The organism is Nocardioides astragali, assembly GCF_024436375.1.
Classification (GTDB): domain Bacteria; phylum Actinomycetota; class Actinomycetes; order Propionibacteriales; family Nocardioidaceae; genus Nocardioides; species Nocardioides astragali.
This window is the reverse complement of record NZ_JAFMZM010000004.1, coordinates 451,952-469,249: the sequence shown is the minus strand read 5'-3', so window position 1 is coordinate 469,249 and position 17,298 is coordinate 451,952. Positions and strand designations below refer to the sequence as shown.

General features: G+C 72.2%; 16 protein-coding genes. All 16 read right to left on the bottom strand.

Features of this window, described 5'->3' with window-relative positions; genetic code table 11:
* Positions 1–9: 9 nt before the first annotated feature.
* The 16 genes from J3P44_RS15490 to J3P44_RS15415 all read right to left on the bottom strand — a co-directional run bounded on the left by J3P44_RS15490 (position 10) and on the right by J3P44_RS15415 (position 17,252).
* Positions 10–495 carry a cell division protein SepF gene (locus J3P44_RS15490; RefSeq protein ID WP_255891333.1) on the bottom strand — a complete coding sequence of 162 codons (486 nt, stop codon included), beginning with the start codon at positions 493–495 and terminating at the stop codon, positions 10–12.
* 61 nt (positions 496–556) lie between these two features.
* Positions 557–1,276, bottom strand: coding sequence for a YggS family pyridoxal phosphate-dependent enzyme (locus J3P44_RS15485; protein WP_255891332.1), 720 nt, complete (start codon positions 1,274–1,276; stop codon positions 557–559).
* Positions 1,273–1,968 (bottom strand): purine nucleoside phosphorylase YfiH/LACC1 family protein, encoded by a 696-nt coding sequence (locus J3P44_RS15480; RefSeq protein WP_255891331.1) that lies wholly within the window; start codon positions 1,966–1,968, stop codon positions 1,273–1,275. Before J3P44_RS15480 ends, J3P44_RS15485 begins: the two co-directional genes overlap by 4 nt.
* Positions 1,969–1,987: 19 nt before the next feature.
* On the bottom strand, positions 1,988–3,232 hold the full coding sequence (gene ftsZ, locus J3P44_RS15475; protein WP_255891330.1) for a cell division protein FtsZ: 1,245 nt from the start codon (positions 3,230–3,232) through the stop codon (positions 1,988–1,990).
* 280 nt (positions 3,233–3,512) lie between these two features.
* Complete coding sequence (locus tag J3P44_RS15470) at positions 3,513–4,247, bottom strand: cell division protein FtsQ/DivIB (RefSeq protein WP_255891329.1); 735 nt, start codon at positions 4,245–4,247, stop codon at positions 3,513–3,515.
* Positions 4,248–5,660 carry a UDP-N-acetylmuramate--L-alanine ligase gene (murC, locus tag J3P44_RS15465; protein WP_255891328.1) on the bottom strand — a complete coding sequence of 471 codons (1,413 nt, stop codon included), beginning with the start codon at positions 5,658–5,660 and terminating at the stop codon, positions 4,248–4,250.
* The gene (gene murG / locus J3P44_RS15460; RefSeq protein WP_255891327.1) at positions 5,657–6,742 is read right to left on the bottom strand and encodes an undecaprenyldiphospho-muramoylpentapeptide beta-N-acetylglucosaminyltransferase; all 1,086 of its coding nucleotides are present in this window, start codon (positions 6,740–6,742) and stop codon (positions 5,657–5,659) included. Before murG ends, murC begins: the two co-directional genes overlap by 4 nt.
* Before the next feature lie 10 nt (positions 6,743–6,752).
* Positions 6,753–8,057, bottom strand: a complete 1,305-nt coding sequence (gene ftsW / locus J3P44_RS15455; RefSeq protein WP_255891326.1) for a putative lipid II flippase FtsW — start codon at positions 8,055–8,057, stop codon at positions 6,753–6,755.
* Between the two features lie 42 nt (positions 8,058–8,099).
* Positions 8,100–9,605, bottom strand: coding sequence for a UDP-N-acetylmuramoyl-L-alanine--D-glutamate ligase (murD, locus tag J3P44_RS15450; protein WP_255891325.1), 1,506 nt, complete (start codon positions 9,603–9,605; stop codon positions 8,100–8,102).
* Positions 9,598–10,710, bottom strand: a complete 1,113-nt coding sequence (gene mraY / locus J3P44_RS15445; protein ID WP_255891324.1) for a phospho-N-acetylmuramoyl-pentapeptide-transferase — start codon at positions 10,708–10,710, stop codon at positions 9,598–9,600. Before mraY ends, murD begins: the two co-directional genes overlap by 8 nt.
* Entirely contained in the window at positions 10,707–12,080 is a 1,374-nt protein-coding gene (locus J3P44_RS15440) for a UDP-N-acetylmuramoyl-tripeptide--D-alanyl-D-alanine ligase (protein ID WP_255891627.1), read from the bottom strand. The genes mraY and J3P44_RS15440 overlap by 4 nt, the downstream gene beginning before the upstream one ends.
* A 5-nt stretch (positions 12,081–12,085) precedes the next feature.
* Complete coding sequence (locus tag J3P44_RS15435) at positions 12,086–13,594, bottom strand: UDP-N-acetylmuramoyl-L-alanyl-D-glutamate--2,6-diaminopimelate ligase (RefSeq protein ID WP_255891323.1); 1,509 nt, start codon at positions 13,592–13,594, stop codon at positions 12,086–12,088.
* Between the two features lie 43 nt (positions 13,595–13,637).
* Complete coding sequence (locus J3P44_RS15430; RefSeq protein ID WP_255891322.1) at positions 13,638–15,410, bottom strand: peptidoglycan D,D-transpeptidase FtsI family protein; 1,773 nt, start codon at positions 15,408–15,410, stop codon at positions 13,638–13,640.
* Positions 15,411–15,503: 93 nt separating this feature from the next.
* On the bottom strand, positions 15,504–16,100 hold the full coding sequence (gene ftsL / locus J3P44_RS15425; RefSeq protein ID WP_255891321.1) for a cell division protein FtsL: 597 nt from the start codon (positions 16,098–16,100) through the stop codon (positions 15,504–15,506).
* Positions 16,097–17,086, bottom strand: coding sequence for a 16S rRNA (cytosine(1402)-N(4))-methyltransferase RsmH (gene rsmH, locus J3P44_RS15420; RefSeq protein WP_255891320.1), 990 nt, complete (start codon positions 17,084–17,086; stop codon positions 16,097–16,099). The genes ftsL and rsmH overlap by 4 nt, the downstream gene beginning before the upstream one ends.
* A gap of 4 nt (positions 17,087–17,090) precedes the next feature.
* A complete protein-coding gene (locus J3P44_RS15415; RefSeq protein WP_255891319.1) occupies positions 17,091–17,252 on the bottom strand; it encodes a hypothetical protein in 162 nt (53 codons plus the stop codon).
* Positions 17,253–17,298: the final 46 nt, after the last annotated feature.

The window sequence follows — 17,298 nt, the reverse complement described above, 5'->3', positions numbered from 1 at the left end:
AAGTATGGATCAACTCTGGTTGAAGAAGCCGTCCTGGGCCATCCGCTCCTTGTCCTCGGCCGCGACCGTGACGTTGGGCGGCGAGAGCAGGAACACCTTGTTGGTCACCCGCTCGATCGTGCCCCGAGTGGCGAAGATCAGGCCCGCTGCGAAGTCGACGAGACGCTTGGCGTCGTTGTCGTCCATCTCGCTGAGGTTCATGATGACCGGCGTCCCGTCGCGGTAGTTCTCACCGATCAGGCGGGCCTCGTTGTAGTTACGAGGGTGGAGGGTGGTGATGCGGCTCAACTCGGCCACGACTCCTGTCTGGACCGGCGCCGGACGGCGGCGCTCGGCGAGATCGGACACAGGGGCAGGGCGCCGGTCGCGCGCGACCGGGCGCTGGTCGACAGCGTCGTGGGTCGAGGTCTCCTGATCGCCGTCGTACTCGTCGTAGTGGCCGGTGTCCTCGAGCAGGCCGAGGTACTCGCCGATCTTGCGCATCGCGCCGCTCATGAGACTGTTCCTCCGCTAGACCCGATGCCCGGATCCGGGCACCTGTTGACTGTTGTGGACATTACTGGACCGAAGGCCTCGGACCGAGGACCGCGGAGCCGACACGCACGTGTGTCGCGCCGTGCGCGACGGCCGCCTCCAGGTCACCGCTCATGCCGGCGGAGAGCACCGTGGCGTCGGGGTGCTCGGCCACGAACTCCTCGCGGATCTCCGCGAGCCGGGCGAAGGCGGTGGCGGGGTCGTGCCCCAACGGCGCGACGGCCATCAGTCCGCGCAGTCGCAGCATGCCCGCCCCCTCCACAGCGCGGGCGAGCTCGTCGAGGTCGCCGGGGTCGGCACCGGAGCGGTGGTCGGCTCCGGGTGGGTCGAGGCTGACCTGGAGGAGGACGTCGACGGCGTGGGATCGGGAGTGGGCGCCGCGGGAGAGCGGGGCGACCAGCTTCACCCGGTCGACCGACTCGACCACGTCGGCGTACGACGCGACGGCGCCGGCCTTGTTGGACTGGAGGCCCCCGATGAAGTGCCAGCGCAGCCCGAGGTCGGCACACTCGGCCGCCTTGGCCTGGGCCTCCTGGTGGCGGTTCTCCCCGACGTCGGTGACGCCGAGGTCGGCGAGCAGGCGTACGTCGGAAGCGGGGAAGAACTTGGTGACCACGACGAGCGAGACCTCTGCCGGGTCGCGGCCTGCCTCATCGCACGCCACGGCGATGCGTCGTCGTACGGCGGCGAGGTTGGCCGCCACCTGGTCGCGGCGGTCGGGGTGGGTGGGCGCGTCGGTCACGGGTGGCTCCAGATCGCGCCGGCGAACCGGGTCGCGGCGGCACCGTCGCGGCGGTGGGACGGCCAGGTGGGGTCCTCGCGCGTGCACGCGTCCACCTCCCGGAGGTCCGTGATGCCGGCCCCCTCGAGCTGGGCGCGGACACCTGCCCCGAGGTCGAGGGCCGGAGTCCCCCACGACGTCGTGGAGCGGGCCTGGGGCACGAGGGTGCTCACCTCGTCCTGGAGCTCGGCGGGCACCTCGTAGCAGGCGCCGCACACGTGCGGTCCGATCCAGGCCACGCCCGGCTCGGCACCGCGCTCGCGCAGGGCGGCGATCACCCGCGGCACCACCCCTGCCGCGAGCCCGGGGCGGCCGCAGTGGGCCGCGGCGATCCAGCCGGTCGCCGGGTCGGCGAGCAGCACCGGCACGCAGTCGGCGGCCCGGGCGAGCAGCGCGATGCCGGGCTGGGACGTGTAGAGCGCGTCGCACGTCGGCATCGGACCCGAGCCCCCGTCGTCGACGAGGACCGCGTCGGCGCCGTGGACCTGGTGCATGAGCACCGGGGTCGCACCCGACTCCGCGGCGACCTGAGCCAGGGCAGCGGCTCGCACGTCCGGATCCGCGGTGTCTCCCAGGCTGAGGGAGACGTCGGTGAAGGCGACCTCGATCACGAGGTCGCCTTCGAACCGGTCGTGGTGGCGCAGCAGGGTCACGGCGTGGTCAGCAGGTGGGTCACTTGAGGAAGTCCGGCACGTCCAGCTCGTCGTCGTCGAACTGCACCTGCCTGGCCGGCTGCGACCGGACCGGCGCCGGCTGGCCGTCCTGGGACGGGGACTGGGACGGCGACTGGGACGGGGACGGCGTCGACGGTGCGAACGTCGTCGGGGCCGGCGGCTGAGCCGAGGAACCCTGGGCGGACGCCGGCGCAGGAGCCCTGGTCGCGACCTGCTGGGCCGCTGCGCGGGTCTGCTCCTGCGTCTGGGCCGGCTGGTTGCGCTGCAGCACGTTGCCGTCCGAGCGACGCTTGGGCATGCCACCGTCGAAGCCGGCGGCGATCACGGTCACCCGGACCTCGTCACCGAGGGCGTCGTCGATGGTCGCACCGAAGATGATGTTGGCCTCGGCGTGCGCGGCCTGCGAGACCAGGGCCGCGGCCTCGTTGATCTCGAAGAGCCCGAGGTCGGAGCCACCGGCGATCGAGAGCAGCACGCCGTGCGCGCCCTCGATGCTGGCCTCGAGCAGCGGGCTGGAGACGGCCATCTCCGCGGCGGCGACCGCGCGGTCCTCGCCTCGGGCCGAGCCGATGCCCATGAGGGCCGAGCCGGCGTTGGCCATCACCGACTTCACGTCGGCGAAGTCGAGGTTGATCAGGCCGGGGGTGGTGATCAGGTCGGTGATGCCCGAGACACCCTGCAGCAGCACCTGGTCGGCCTGCTTGAAGGCGTCGAGGATGGACACGCTGCGGTCGGTGATCGACAGCAACCGGTCGTTGGGGATGACGATGAGGGTGTCGACCTCCTCGCGGAGCTGGCTGATGCCCTCCTCCGCGGAGTTGGCGCGACGGCGCCCCTCGAACGCGAACGGCCGGGTCACCACCCCGATGGTCAGGGCTCCGAGCGACCGGGCGATGCGGGCCACGACGGGCGCGCCGCCGGTGCCCGTGCCGCCACCCTCGCCGGCGGTCACGAAGACCATGTCGGCGCCCTTGATGACCTCTTCGATCTCGTCGGCGTGGTCCTCGGCCGCCTTGGTGCCCACGTCGGGGTTGGCGCCGGCGCCGAGCCCACGGGTGAGCTCGCGGCCGATGTCGAGCTTGACGTCGGCGTCGCTCATGAGGAGTGCCTGGGCGTCGGTGTTGATCGCGATGAACTCGACGCCCTTGAGGCCGACCTCGATCATCCGGTTGACGGCGTTGACGCCACCTCCACCGATGCCCACGACCTTGATGATCGCCAGGTAGTTCTGCGCTGCTGCCACGGCTCCAGGGCCTTCCTTGATGGGACTACGTGAATGAGGACTGTGTGTGAGGACTGTGATGTGCGGAGTGCGAGCTCGGGAAGTGACGCGATCGGCACTACGTGACCCTCGGGCGCCGGAACCCTAACCGTGAACCTGAGGGTTATAGTTATGTCAACCTCGCCTTTCGCTAGACCATAGGCAGCACGCGCCACGAAACCGCGGCGGACACGCCCGCGAATCGCCGGTGGCGAAGAAAAGTGAGCCGGCTGCCCGCACCTCGCGGACAGCCGGCCGGCGGTCAGCGGACGGTCGGGTTCCCGGGGACGCTGACGTCGTACACGCTCGCCTGCTCCGCGGCGAGCAGGCGGTCGATCACCTGTGCCTTGAGCTCGGACTGCTCCGCGCTCCCCCACATCACCCGGCGCTGGTCGCGCATCACGAGCGTGATCTGGTCGACGGTCTCCACCTCGACGTGGTCGACGCGCGCGGCGAGGTCCTCCGGCAGGGCGGACACCACGGTCGCGGCCTCCTTGAGCGCGTCGGTGCCGGCTGCTCCCCCGGGCCGGATGCGCGGCATCCCCTGCGGAGCGGACCGGTATTCGCGGAACACCACACCCTCGGCGTCCAGGCCGCGGATCCGGCCGGCCAGCTCCACCACCGCCACGGCGGTGCGCTCGACCACCTCGATGCGGACCCCGTCGGGCCAGGTGCGGGTGACGTCGACGGACCTGATCTCCGCCAGCGAGGCGACGCGGGCGTCGGCGCGACCGAGGTCGACGAGGGCGAGCTGGTCGCCGAGCGGGATGTCGGCTCTCTCGCGCAGGCGGGCATCGCTGAGCAGATGGTTGCCGGCGACCTCGACCTTCTTCACCTGCAGCGTCGTGGAGAAGAAGACCAGCCAGATCGAGGTGGCGACGAGCGCCACGAGAGCGACGAGGGCGAGCACGTAGCGCAGGGAGAGCCAGCGGCGGGCCCACTGGCGACGCGCGAAGCGGCGACGGGTGCGTCGGGTCGCGCGGTCCTCCGGCTCCACTCAGGCACCCCCGAGCAGGTCGAGCACGTGAGGGCCCACGCTGGTGATGTCGCCCGCGCCGAGGGTGATGACCAGGTCGCCGGGTCTCGCGCGCCCGGCCAGCGCCTGCGCCGCTGCGGCCAGCCCGTCGACGTACGCGACGCGGTCGGCGGGCAGCGGTACGGCGTCGGCGACGAGACGACCGGTCACGTCGGGGTCGGGGTCCTCGCGAGCGACGTAGACGTCGAGGACGACGACCTCGTCGGCGGCCCCCAGGGCCACGCCCATCGCCTCGCCGAAGACCCGCGTGCGGGAGACGAGGTGGGGCTGGAACGCGGCGACCACGCGGCCGCCGCCGGCGAGGGCGCGGGCGGCCTCGAGGTCACCGCGGATCTCCACCGGGTGGTGGGCGTAGGAGTCGTAGACGCGGATGCCGCGGGCCTCTCCCTTGAGCTCCATCCGGCGACCCGTGCCGGTGAACCCGCCCAGGCCCTCGGCCAGTGCGTCGAAGCCGAACCCCAGCCGCAGCCCCATCGCGAGCGCGGCGACCGCGTCGAGGACGTAGTGGCGACCGGGGATCCCCAGGCGCAGCTCGCCGAGGTCGTCCCCGTCCAGGGTGACCCGGCACGACGACGTGGAGCCGTCGAGGAGCAGGTCATGGACCCGCAGGTCGGCGTCGGCCGACTCCCCCACCGTGATCACCTCCAGCCCCTGCGCGCGGCCCTGGCGGGCCAGCTCGGCGGCGCCTGGGTCGTCGAGCACACAGACGAGGAACCCGGCCCGGTCGACGGTGTCGGCGAAGTCCTCGAACGCGCGGTGGTATGCCTCCTCGGTGCCCCAGTTGTCGAGGTGGTCGGCCTCGACGTTGGTGACGATGGCGGCGAACGGGCGGTAGACGAGGAAGGCCCCGTCGCTCTCGTCGGCCTCGGCCACGAACAGGTCGTCGGTGCCGGCGTCGGCGTTGCGGCCCGTCGCGGTCAGCACCCCGCCCACGGCGTACGACGGATCGGCACCGGCGGCGAGCAGGGCCGCGGTGAGCAGCCCGGTGGTCGTCGTCTTGCCGTGCGTGCCGGCGACCGCGAGGACGCGTGATCCCGCCATCACCGCGGCCAGCCCGGCCGAGCGGGGCAGGATCCGCAGCCCCCGGCGCCGTGCCTCCAGCACCTCGGGGTTGTCGTCGCGTGCGGCAGTCGTCACGACCAGGGTGTCGGCGTCGCCGACGTGGGCCGGGTCGTAGCCGAGGTGGCAGGTGACCCCGAGCTCGCGCAGGGACGGCAGGAACGGGGTGTCGTGGTCGTCGCTGCCGGTCACGGTGACGCCGCGGGCGGCCATGATGCGGGCGATGGCGGAGATCCCGGCACCGCCGATGCCGACGCAGTGGACGCGACCGAGCTCGGAGGCCGGGAGGATCTCGTCGGGAACCGGGATCCTCACGCCGCCGACCCGCCTGTCGGGGCGGCCAGGATGATCCGGGCGAGCTTCTCGTCCGCGTCGAGCGGGATGACTCCCCGCGCCGCGGCACCCATCTCCGCCAGGCGCTCGGCGTCGGTGAGCAGGCCGGGCACGCTGGCCGCGACCCACTCCGGGGTCAGCGCCGCATCGGCGACCAGCAGGCCGCCGCCCGCCCCGACCACGGGTCGCGCGTTGAGCGCCTGCTCGCCGTTGCCGATCGGCAGCGGGACGTAGATCGCGGGCAGACCGGCGCCGGAGACCTCGGTGACGGTGTTGCTGCCGGCCCGGCACAGCACCGCATCGGCGGCGGCGTAGGCGAGGTCCATCCGGTCGACGTAGTTGACCACGACGTAGGGCACCTCGCCCGACCGGACGCGGAGCTCGTGCTTGGGGCCGACGATGTGCAGCACCTGGACTCCGGCGTCGGCGAGCGCGGACGCCGCACCGGAGACGGCCGCGTTGATGCGCGCCGCGCCCTGCGAGCCGCCGGTGACCATCAGGGTGGGCAGGTCGTCACGCAGGCCGAACGTCGCCAGCGCCTCGGCGCGCAGCGCTGCCCGGTCCATGGTGGAGATGAGGCGTCGGATGGGAAGACCGGTGCAGACCGCGTGCGGGAGGTCGGTGTCGGGGAAGCTGGTGGCGACATGCGTGGTCATCCGGGCGCCCAGCCTGTTGGCGACGCCCGCGATCGCGTTGCCCTCGTGGACGACGATCGGGAGCCCGCGCTTGCGCGCGGCGAGGTAGGCCGGCACCGAGACGTAGCCACCGAATCCGACGACCACGTCGGGGCGCACCCGGTCGATGACGTCGAGGGCCGCGGCACGGGCGGCGCGCAGCCTGGTCGGCGTACGGAGCAGGTCGGGGCCGGGCCTGCGGGGCAGCGGCACCCGGGGGACGAACTCGAGGGGCAGCCCGGCCTCCGGGACGAGCCGCGCCTCGAGACCTTCGCGCGTGCCGAGACAGGTCACCTGGGTCGCCGGGTCGAGCCGACGCAGGGCGTCGGCGGTGGCGAGCAGGGGCGAGGTGTGGCCAGCGGAACCGCCGCCGGCGAGGAGTACGCGCATCAGGTCAAATCTAGCGATGCGGGTCGGAGAGGCCAGAGGCGGAGAGGTTGGAGGCGGAGACGTTGGCGGCGGAGAGACCGGCGGAGCGGTTGCGTCGGCGCGCGGCCAGCGCGGCCGCGGCCTCGGGCTCGCGACGGGCGAAGCCGATGACGAGGCCGAGGGCGACCAGGGAGGGCAGCAATGCCGAGCCACCGTAGGAGACGATCGGCAGCGGGATGCCGATGACCGGCAGGACGGCGAGGACCATGCCGACGTTGATGATCATCTGCCCGAGCAGCCAGACCACGATGCCGAAGGTGGCGTAGCGGACGAACGGGTCGGTGGTGGTGAGCGCCACCCGGATCGCGGCGTAGGCGATGGTGAAGAACAGTCCGACGACCAGGAGGGTGCCGGCCAGGCCCAGCTCCTCGCCCAGCACGGCGAAGATGAAGTCGGTGTGGGCCTCGGGGAGGTCACCCCACTTCTGCGTGGAGGCGCCGATGCCCTCGCCGAACCACCCGCCGGTGGACAGCGCGTAGAGGCCGTGCGCGGGCTGCCAGCCGGCGTCGGTGTAGTCCTTGAACGGATCGGTGAAGTGGGTGATCCGCTCGAGCCGCTCAGGGTCGGTGGCGGCCAGGGCGACGGCAGCGACGCCGAGCACGGAGAGGCTGAGCCCGAAGAGCCGCAGCGGCGCGCCGACGACCCAGAGCATGCCGAGCAGGATCGCGGCGAGCACCATGGCGGTGCCGAGGTCGCGCCCGACGAGGACCAGGCCGATGACCGCGAACAGGCCCGGGACCACGGGCACGAGGAGATGGTGCAGCTCGCGGAGCCGGCGCTCCTTGTGGGCGTAGATGTTGGCGGCCCAGAGCACGATCGCGAGCTTGGCGATCTCGGCAGGCTGGATGGTGAAGGGCCCGAGCGCGAGCCAGTTCTTGTTGCCGTTGATGGTCACGCCGAACCTCGCCACGAGCCCCAGCAGCACGAGAGCCAGCATGAAGCCGGGATAGGCCAGGCGCCGGATGTGCCTGATCGGCAGCCGGGACGCCACCCACGCGGCGGGCAGCCCGATCACCACCCAGAGGAGCTGTCGCTTCACCACGGCGTAGGAGTCGTCGTAGGTGATGAACGAACGCACGCTGGAGGCGCTCAGCACCATGATCAGGCCGATGGTCAGCAGCAGCGCCGACGAGCCCAGCAGCAGGTAGTAGCACGCGAGCGGCTTGTCGAGCGCCTCTCGCACGGACCGCCAGCTGGCCGCGAGACCCGCCCCGAGCGGAGGCCGCGTCGACGCCGGGGTCGACGTCGGGACGTCCTCGGGGTTCGCGGTGGTCACGTCTCTCGCGCTCCCCTCCGTGTCGTCGGGCCGGTCGTCGGGCTAGTCGTTGCGGGCGATCCTGCGGTGCACGGCCGCCGCGAACGCGTCGCCGCGGGCGCCGTAGTTGGCGAACATGTCCATGGAGGCGCATCCCGGCGCCAGCAGCACCGTGTCTCCGGACCTGGCGAGCCCGGCAGCGGCGTCGACCACGCGCTCCATGGGGTCACCAGTCTCGTCGGCACCCACATCGATGACCGGCACATCGGGCGCGTGTCGCGAAAGTGCGTCGGCGACGACCTGGCGGTCCCGGCCCAGCAGCACGACACCCCGCAGGCGCTCGCGGACGGCGACCACGAGGTCGTCGAAGCGGGCTCCCTTCGCGAGGCCACCGGCGACCCACACGACGTGGTCGTAGGCCTGCAGGGACGACTGCGCGGCGTGCGGGTTGGTGGCCTTGGAGTCGTCGACCCAGCTCACGCCGTCGGCCTCGGCGACGTGGGCGATGCGATGCCCGTCGGGCCGGAAGGCGCGCAGCCCGTCGCGCACTGCCTGCTGGCTGACTCCGTGGGCACGGGCGAGCGCCGCGGCGGCCAGTGCGTTGGCGACGAAGTGGGGGGCGGTCGACGCCAGGTCGTCCAGGGTGCACAGCTCGGCGGCACTGGTGGCCCGCTCCTCGATGAAGGCACGGTCCACGAGCAGGTCCTCGACCACGCCGAGGTTGCCGGCGGCCGGCATGCCGAGCGTGAACCCGATGGCGCGCGCTCCTTCGGCCACGTCTGCGTCGCGGACCATGTCCTCGGTGGCCGGGTCGGACTGGTTGTAGACGCACGCGCGCTGGACGCGCTCGAAGATCCTGGCCTTGTCGGCGGCGTAGCGCTCCATCCCAGTGCGACCGCCCGTACGACCGCCCGTACGACCGCCCGGCTCGTCGTCGTACCAGTCGAGGTGGTCGTCGGCGACGTTGAGCACGACGGCCGACTCCGCGGCCATCGAGTGCGTGTAGTGGAGCTGGAAGCTGGACAGCTCGACGGCGAGGACGTCGTAGGGCTCGGGATCCATCACGGCCTCGACGATCGGCAGTCCGACGTTGCCGACGGCCGCAGCCCGCAGGCCCGCGGCGAGCAGGATCGACTGGAGCATCTGCACCGTCGTGGTCTTGCCGTTGGTGCCGGTGACGGCCAGCCAGGGGGCGGCCCGCTCGGGGTCGCGCAGCCGCCACGCGAGCTCCACCTCGCCCCACACAGGGATGCCGCGCTCGACAGCCTGGGCCAGGAGCGGTGACGTGGGCTTCCAGCCGGGGGACGTCACGACCAGGTCGACCTCGTCGGGCAGGAGCGCGGTCGCGCCGGGCTCCAGCCGGACTGTGGCACCGAGGGTCTCGAGGAGCCGGGCCTTCTCCGCCTTCTCCTCGCTCGTGGCCTCGTCGAGCGCCGTCACCTGGGCGCCCAGGAACAGCAGGTTGTCGGCGGCGGCGTAGCCGGAGACGCCGAAGCCGGCGACGACCACGCGGACGTGCGACCAGTCGCTGGCGCGCCCCAGCGACTGCACGTCGGGGGTCTTACCCAATGCCGGCGACCCACTCGGCGTAGAAGATGCCGAGGCCGGTGGCGACGGCCAGCCCCGTGACGATCCAGAAGCGGATCACGATGGTGACCTGCTCCCAGCCGAGCATCTCGAAGTGGTGGTGCAGCGGCGTCATCCGGAACACGCGATGGCCCGGCTGGACCTTGAAGATGCTCCGGAACAACCCACTGGCACGGCTGACCTTGAAGACCGAGACCTGGATCATCACGGAGAGGGTGATCACCACGAACAGGCCGCCGATGACCAGCAGCAGCATCTCGGTGCGGGTCATGATCGCGAAGCCGGCCATCGCACCGCCCAGGGCCAGGGAGCCCGTGTCGCCCAGGATGATCTGGGCCGGCGAGGCGTTCCACCACAGGAACCCGAAACAGGCGCCGGTGAGGGCCGCTGCGATGACGGCCAGGTCCAGCGGGTCGCGGACCTCGTAGCACTTGGGGCCGGCCTCCAGGGCGCAGGATTGGCTGTTCTGCCAGATGTTCACGAGCGTGTAGGCGGCGAAGATCAGGATCGACGCGCCCGTCGCGAGGCCGTCCAGGCCGTCGGCGAGGTTCACCGCGTTGCTGAAGCCGGTGACGATGAACCAGACCAGCAGCAGGCCGAGCACTGCGGGCAGCGCGAACCGCTCGTAGTCGCGGATGAAGGAGATGTGGTCCGAAGCAGGGCGCCAGCCCCGCTCGTCCTCCAACGCGGGCGAGAGCGCCAGGAAGCCGAAGACCAGCGCGACGACCGTCTGGCCGATCATCTTGGCGCGACTGCGCAGGCCGGTGCTGTGCTGACGGCTCACCTTGAGGAAGTCGTCGAGGAAGCCGACCACGCCGAGCCCCACCAGCAGGAAGAGGAGGAGGAGCGCCGAGGCGGTGGGGGCCTGGCCGGTGATCACCTTGGCCGCGAAGTAGCCGACGACCGTCGCCAGCACGACGACGGCGCCGCCCATGGTCGGCGTGCCCCGCTTGATGTGGTGCGTGGTGGGGCCGTCGTCACGGATCGGCTGACCGAATCCCTGCCGGGTGAAGAACCGGATCGCGTAGCGCGTGCCGAGCAGGGAGATCAGCAGGGAGAGTCCTCCTCCGAACAGGATGGCTCTCATGGGGTGCGTCTCCCTTGGTCGATGAGGTCGTCGGCGATCAGTTCCAGCGCCGCTCCCCGGGATGCCTTCACCAGGACGACATCAGCAGCCGAGACATTGTGCCGCAGCCACTCGACGGCCGCGTCACGCCCCACCGTGGTGGCCGTCACTCCCCTCGCTCCTGCCGCCTCGAAGCCCCGGGAGATGGCGGCGGCAGCAGGTCCCACGGTGAGCAGCACGTCCACCCCGGCCTCCGCGGCGTACGCCCCCACGCCGGTGTGTGCGGCGACGGCACCGTCGCCGAGCTCGAGCATCTCGCCCAGCACGGCGACCGTACGCCGACCGCTGCGGGTCCCGATGCCGGCGAGCGTCTCGAGGGCGGCGCGCATGGACTCGGGGTTGGCGTTGTAGGCGTCGTTGATCACGACCAGCCCGTCCGGGCGCTCGGTCAGCTCCATCCGCCAGCGGCTGGCCGGTCCGGCGTCACCGAGGGAGTCGGCCACGGTGTCGAGGTCGAGGCCGGCGGCCAGGGCCATCGCCGCGGCCGCGGCAGCGTTGCGCCACTGGAAGGCTCCGACCTGGGCGAGGTGCACCGTGGCACCGGAGCCGCGATGGACGAGCTCGAAGGACTGCCGGCCGAGCTCGTCGGCGGTGACCTCCCTGACCGCGACGTCCGCGGTGCCGCCGCCGAAGGTCGTGACCGAGGCAACGGTCCGCGTCGCCATCGCGGCGACGAGGTCGTCGTCGGCATTGAGGACCGCGGTCCCGTCGCGCGGCAACGCCTCGACGATCTCGCCCTTGGCCCGCGCGATCGCCTCACGGCTGCCGAACTCGCCGATGTGGGCGGTGCCGACGTTGAGGACCGCGGCGACCCGAGGCGGTGCGATCTCGCACAGCTCGGCGACGTGCCCCACGCCGCGGGCACCCATCTCGACGACGAGGTAGCGCGTGTCGGGCGTGGCGCGGAGCACCGTCAGCGGCACCCCGAGCTCGTTGTTGAAGTTACCCGGTGTGGCGACCGTCGGCCCGGCCTCGCCGAGCACGTGCGCGAGGTAGTCCTTGGTGCCCGTCTTGCCCTGGGAGCCCGTCATGGCGAGCACGACCACCTCGGTCAGCCTGTCCACGACGTGGCGGGCCAGGCGGCCCAGGGCGGCGGTCACGTCGTCCACGACGACGGTGGGCAGCTCCGTGGGCCGGGTGCCGAGGACCGCGACGGCACCGGCGTCACCGGCCGCGGCCGCGAGGTCGTGGCCGTCGACCCGCTCACCGGCGATCGCGACGAAGAGGCCGGCGGGCTCCGGCGTGCGCGTGTCGAGGAAGGCCGCACCGGTCACGGTCGCCTCCCCGTGGGCCACTCCCCCGACGACGTCGGCGATCTCGCCCAGCGTCATCTCGATCACCGGGAGCTCCCGCGGCCGTCGATCTCCTCCGCAGCGACGACCCGGTCGTCGAAGGGGTGCACGACCCCGTCGACCTCCTGGCCGCTCTCGTGGCCCTTGCCTGCGATCAGGACGACGTCGCCGGGCCCGGCACGGCGTACGGCCTCGCGGATGGCGAGTCGGCGGTCGCCGATCTCGGCCACGCCCGCGCGACCACCGCGGGTGCCCTCGAGCACCGCGGCCCGGATCGCCGCGGGGTCCTCGCTGCGGGGGTTGTCGTCGGTGACGAGGACGACGTCGGCCAGCCGACCCGCGATCTCGCCCATGAGCGGCCGCTTGATCGTGTCGCGGTCGCCGCCGGCCCCGACCACGACGATCAGCTGGCCCTGCGTCAGCGCGCGCAGGGCGGCGAGGACCGCCTCGAGCGCGTCGGGCTTGTGGGCGTAGTCGACGACCACGGTGTAGTCCTGGCCCCGCGTCACCTGCTCGAGGCGGCCGGGTACGCCGCCGACGCGCGCGATGCCGTCCGCGACCGAGCGCGGGTCGAGTCCCGCCAGCGCCGCGGAGGCGATCGCGGCGAGCGCGTTGGACACGTTGAACTCGCCCGGGAGGTGGATCGCGGCGCTCACCTCGACGCCCGGCCCGAGGACGGTGAAGTCGGCACCGGTCGGCGAGAGGGACACGTCGACGGCGCGCCAGTCGGCGGCCCGGCCGTGCGAGGAGTAGGTGGACATCGGGATGGTCGCCACGTCGAGCAGCCGGCGCCCGAACTCGTCGTCGACGTTGGTCAGCCCGACTCCGGCCCGCTCCGGGGTGAAGAGGCCGGCCTTGGCCGCGAAGTAGTCGTCGACGTCCCGGTGGAAGTCGAGGTGGTCGCGCCCGAGGTTGAGGAAGGTCGCGACGTCGAACACCACGCCGTCGACCCGCCCGAGCACCAGCGCGTGGCTGGAGACCTCCATGGCACACGTGTCGACGCCGCGCTCGCGCATGAGCGCGAAGAGGCCGTGCAGGTCGGGCGCCTCGGGCGTGGTCAGCTCGGTCTTCACGTCCTCGCCGGCGATCCGGGTGCCGACCGTGCCCACCACTGCCGAGGCCACCCCGGAGGCGGTGAGCCCCTGCTCGAGGATCCGGGTGGTGGTGGTCTTGCCCTGCGTGCCGGTGACGCCGATGACACGCAGGTCGGTGGCCGGGTTGCCGTAGATCCGCGCGGCCAGGCGCCCGAGGACCCGGCGCGGATCAGGTACGACGATCGCCGGGGTCGCCGCCGCCAGCCGGTCGAGGCCGGCCGGGTCGGTGAGCACGCACACCGCACCCGCGGCGAACGCGTCGGCGGCGAAGTCGGCGCCGTGGGCACGCGTGCCCGGGAGTGCGGCGTAGAGGTCTCCGGGTCGCACCCGCGCGGTGCTCAGGGAGATGCCCGAGACCGCGATGTCGAGGTCACCCTGGACGGAGACGTCGGTGCTGCGACCCAGCCAGTCGGCGAGGTCGGTGGCCGCGGTCGAGGGCGCCTGCCGCGGCCGCGTCACGTCAACGCCTCCACTGACTCCTGCACCGTTGGAGCGTATCGACTCACCACTCCACCGGGAGACGCGACGGCCGGCCGTTGGTCGGCTCGACGCCGTAGCGGCCCAGGACGTAGCCCATGATCCGGGAGAAGACCGGGCCGGCGATCGAGCCACCACCACCGTCGACCCGGGGGGCGTGGACCACGACGTAGACCGTGAACCGGGCGTCGTCGGCCGGGGCGAACCCGCCGAAGGAGACGGTGGTGCTGCCGTCGTAGCCGGTGCCGTCGGCCGCAACGCGCTGCGCTGTGCCGGTCTTGCCGGCGACGAGGTAGCCGGGCACCTGGGCCCGGGGCGCGACCCCGTCCTCGGGGTGGACGACCTTCTCCATCATCTTCGCGGTCGCGCGGGCCGCCTGCTTGCTGATCACGCGGGTGCGCGTGGCCACGTCGGTGCCGACCGTGAGCCCGTCGTCGGTGACGGCCGAGCCTGAGATGAGGCTCGGCGAGACCCGCACACCACCGTTGGCGACCGTGTTGACCGCGGCTGCCATCTGGGCGACGTTGACCGACAGCGACTGGCCGAACGCGACTCGGTCCTTGGTCTGGGAGGTCATCGCGTCGCCGGGCGTGAGGATGCCCTGCGTCTCGCCGCGGACGCCGATGTCGGTCTTCTGCCCCAGCCCGAAGCGCTGGAGGTAGGCCACCAGCTCGGGCGGCGAGAACGCGTCCGCGGCCAGCACGGTGCCGATGTTGGACGACTGGGCGATGATGCCGGCCAGGGTCAGTCGGATGTTGCCGTGGTCGAACCAGTCACCGATGACGCGGTCCTGGCGGGCGAGGTTTGGCGGCACCCGGAACTTCTGGCGCGGGTAGGCCTTGCCTGCGTCGATCAGGGCCGAGGCGGTCAGGACCTTCTGCACCGAGCCGGGCTCGTAAGTGTCGCTCATCGCCCGGGAGCCGAGGTCGGCCTCCGGCGACTCCGTCGGCTTGTTGGCGTCGAAGGTGGGCACGTCGGCCAGCGCCAGGACCTCGCCGGTGCGGGTGTCCATCACGATGGCGGAGCCGCTCTCGGCACGGTACTGCTGCACCGCCTGGGCGAGCACCTTCTGCGTGAACCACTGCAGGTCGCGGTCGATGGTGGTGCGCAGGGGTGCGCCGTTCTGGGCGGCCTTCAAGGTGCTCTCGCGCAGCGGGATGCGTACGCCCTTGCTGGAGGACGACTGCCACGTGGCCTCGCCGTCGGTGCCGGCCAGCTGCTTGTCGAAGGTGCGCTCGAAGCCGCCCAGCGGCTCGTCGGTGCCCATGTAGCCGATCAGGTTGGCCGCGACGTCGCCGGCCGGGTAGTCCCGGATCGGGTCGTCGCGCAGGCTGACCCCCTCGTAGCCCGCCTCGGCGAGCTCGGCGACGGTGTCGCTCGCCAGGGTGCTCGGAACCCGCCGGGCGACGTACTCGAACTTGCTGCCCTCGGCGCGGCCGCGCAGTGCGGTGAGTGTCTTGAAGTAGTCGATGGAGAGGCGGTCGGAGAGCAGCCGGGCCATCTCCGGCGCCTGGTCGGTGGTCAGCTCCGGGTCGGCGACGACCATCTTGCCCTTGATCGAGTCGGCCAGCGGGATGCCGTTGCGATCGAGGATGTCGCCGCGCTCCGCCTGCAACGGCACGCGCACCGCGCCTTCGGCGGCGGCCATGGCGGCGTACGAGCGCGGGTCGACGCCCTGCAGCTGCACCAGCCGCGCGCCGAAGAAGGACAGGACCACCGCGATGAGGACGAACCCGATGCGCAGTCGCAGCATGGGGGCGCCGCGCGAGGCGCCGCGCCGGGTGCGGGTGCTGGGCACTGATCTCCCTCATTCCCGGCCCCCACTCCTGACTGTGGTGGGCCTGACGACATTTCTACAGGCGGGACGACGCGGATCTGGGCGACCGCGCCGTCACCTGTTGCGGTTCTTCCTGCCTTGCTGGCGCTGGTGCTTGTTCTTGTTCTTCTTCTCGCGTGCCTGCTGGTCGCCGCTCGCGGACTGGACGTCGTCGGTCGTGGTCGTGGTCGCGGGGACCTCGATGTACGTGGGCTCGGGGGCGAGCACCGCCGGCTTGGGCGGGGGCGGGGGCAGCAGCTGGATGGCGTTCTCGCGGGTGGCCGGGGTCCGGACGCCGATGGTCCTGCCCGTCTCGAGGTCCAGGAAGACCGGTGCTGACGGGATGACCATGCCCATCTCCTGGGCCTCCATGGCCACGCGCTGGGGGTTGCGCAGCTCGTCGAGCTCCATGCGCAGCGTCTGCTCGCGCGCGGCGAGCGTGTCGGCCTGGGTCTCGAGCGAGGACGCGGCGAAGGACGCCTGCTGCATGGAGGTGTTGAAGAGGAGGAGGCCGACGATGCCGGCGACGAGGACCAGGCTCACCAGGGTCACGAAGGGCACCCGGGGAGCCCGCGTGCGCACCCGCGGTACGACCGTGAGGCGCGCCCTGTCGACGGCCTCCTGGGCGATCCGGGTGACACGGGTCCGTGGCTGCAGGGCGGGACTGCTCATCTGGTGACTCCAGGGGGAAGGGAGCGGGACGGGGGGCGAGTAGGAAGGACGCGCTCGACGGCGCGCAACCGGACGGAGGCTGCTCGGGGGTTCTCGGCGATCTCGGTCTCGTCGGCCCGCTCGGCACCACGGGTGACCAGGCGCAGGGCGGGCTCGGCGCCCTCCGGCACGAACGGCAGGTCGTGCGGGACGTCGAGCCGGGTGGCGTCGGCGAAGGCGCGCTTGACCAGACGGTCCTCCAGGGAGTGGTAGGACTCCACGACCACCCGCCCGCCCACACCGATCACGTCGATGGCGGCGGGGATGGCACGGCGCAGGACGGCCAGCTCGTCGTTGACGGCCATCCGCAGGGCCTGGAACGTGCGCTTCGCGGGGTGGCCCCCCGTGCGCCGGGCGGGTGCGGGGATGGTCTCGTAGAGCAGCTCGACCAGACCGGCGCTCGTGGTGAACGGCGTGCTCTCGCGACGGCGTACGACCTCGCGGGCGATCTTGCTGGCGAACTTCTCCTCCCCGTACTCGCGCAGGATCCGGGTCAGCTCCTGGGCGGTCGCCGTGTTGAGCAGGTCCGCGGCGGTCTGGCCGGTGGTCGGGTCCATCCGCATGTCCAGCGGCGCGTCCTCGGAGTAGGCGAAGCCGCGGTCGCGCACGTCGAGCTGCATGGAGGAGACACCGAGGTCGAAGAAGACGGCGTCGACGTGGTCGAGGCCGAGCGTGCCGACGACCTCGGGCAATTCGTCGTACACCGCGTGGACCGCGGTGAAGCGGTCGCCGTGGGCGGCGAGCCGCTCGGACGACATGGCCAGCGCCGTCGGGTCGCGGTCGATGCCGACGACCCTGGCCTGCGGGCACCGCTCGAGGACGGCCTCGCTGTGGCCACCGAGCCCGAGCGTGCAGTCGACGTAGACCGAGCCGGGGGCAACGAGTGCAGGTGACAGGAGGGCGACGACCCGGTCGAGGAGCACCGGGGCGTGGCTGGGAGTCATCATCGAGTCAGCCCTGGGATCCCAGGTGCGCCAGCAGGAGCAGCGTCAGGGCCAGGCAGGACGCCATGGCGGCGGAGAACGCGATCAGGGTGGCCGCCTCGCGCGCCTGGTCACGCACCCGTAGCGGCGGTGCCGCTGCGGTGCGTCCCAAGGGCTGGGTGGTGCTCATGATCTCGACCCCACTTGTTGCTGTCGTCCGGCAGTGCGCCGGCGGT

Bases quoted from the DNA above. Each gene is read 5' to 3' on its own strand.
- mraY (WP_255891324.1), bottom strand. From the start codon at position 10,710: ATGAGAGCCATCCTGTTCGGAGGAGGACTCTCCCTGCTGATCTCCCTG.
- murG (WP_255891327.1), bottom strand. From the start codon at position 6,742: ATGCGCGTACTCCTCGCCGGCGGCGGTTCCGCTGGCCACACCTCGCCC.
- ftsL (WP_255891321.1), bottom strand. From the start codon at position 16,100: ATGAGCAGTCCCGCCCTGCAGCCACGGACCCGTGTCACCCGGATCGCC.
- rsmH (WP_255891320.1), bottom strand. From the start codon at position 17,086: ATGATGACTCCCAGCCACGCCCCGGTGCTCCTCGACCGGGTCGTCGCC.
- J3P44_RS15490 (WP_255891333.1), bottom strand. From the start codon at position 495: ATGAGCGGCGCGATGCGCAAGATCGGCGAGTACCTCGGCCTGCTCGAG.
- J3P44_RS15415 (WP_255891319.1), bottom strand. From the start codon at position 17,252: ATGAGCACCACCCAGCCCTTGGGACGCACCGCAGCGGCACCGCCGCTA.
- J3P44_RS15440 (WP_255891627.1), bottom strand. From the start codon at position 12,080: ATGACGCTGGGCGAGATCGCCGACGTCGTCGGGGGAGTGGCCCACGGG.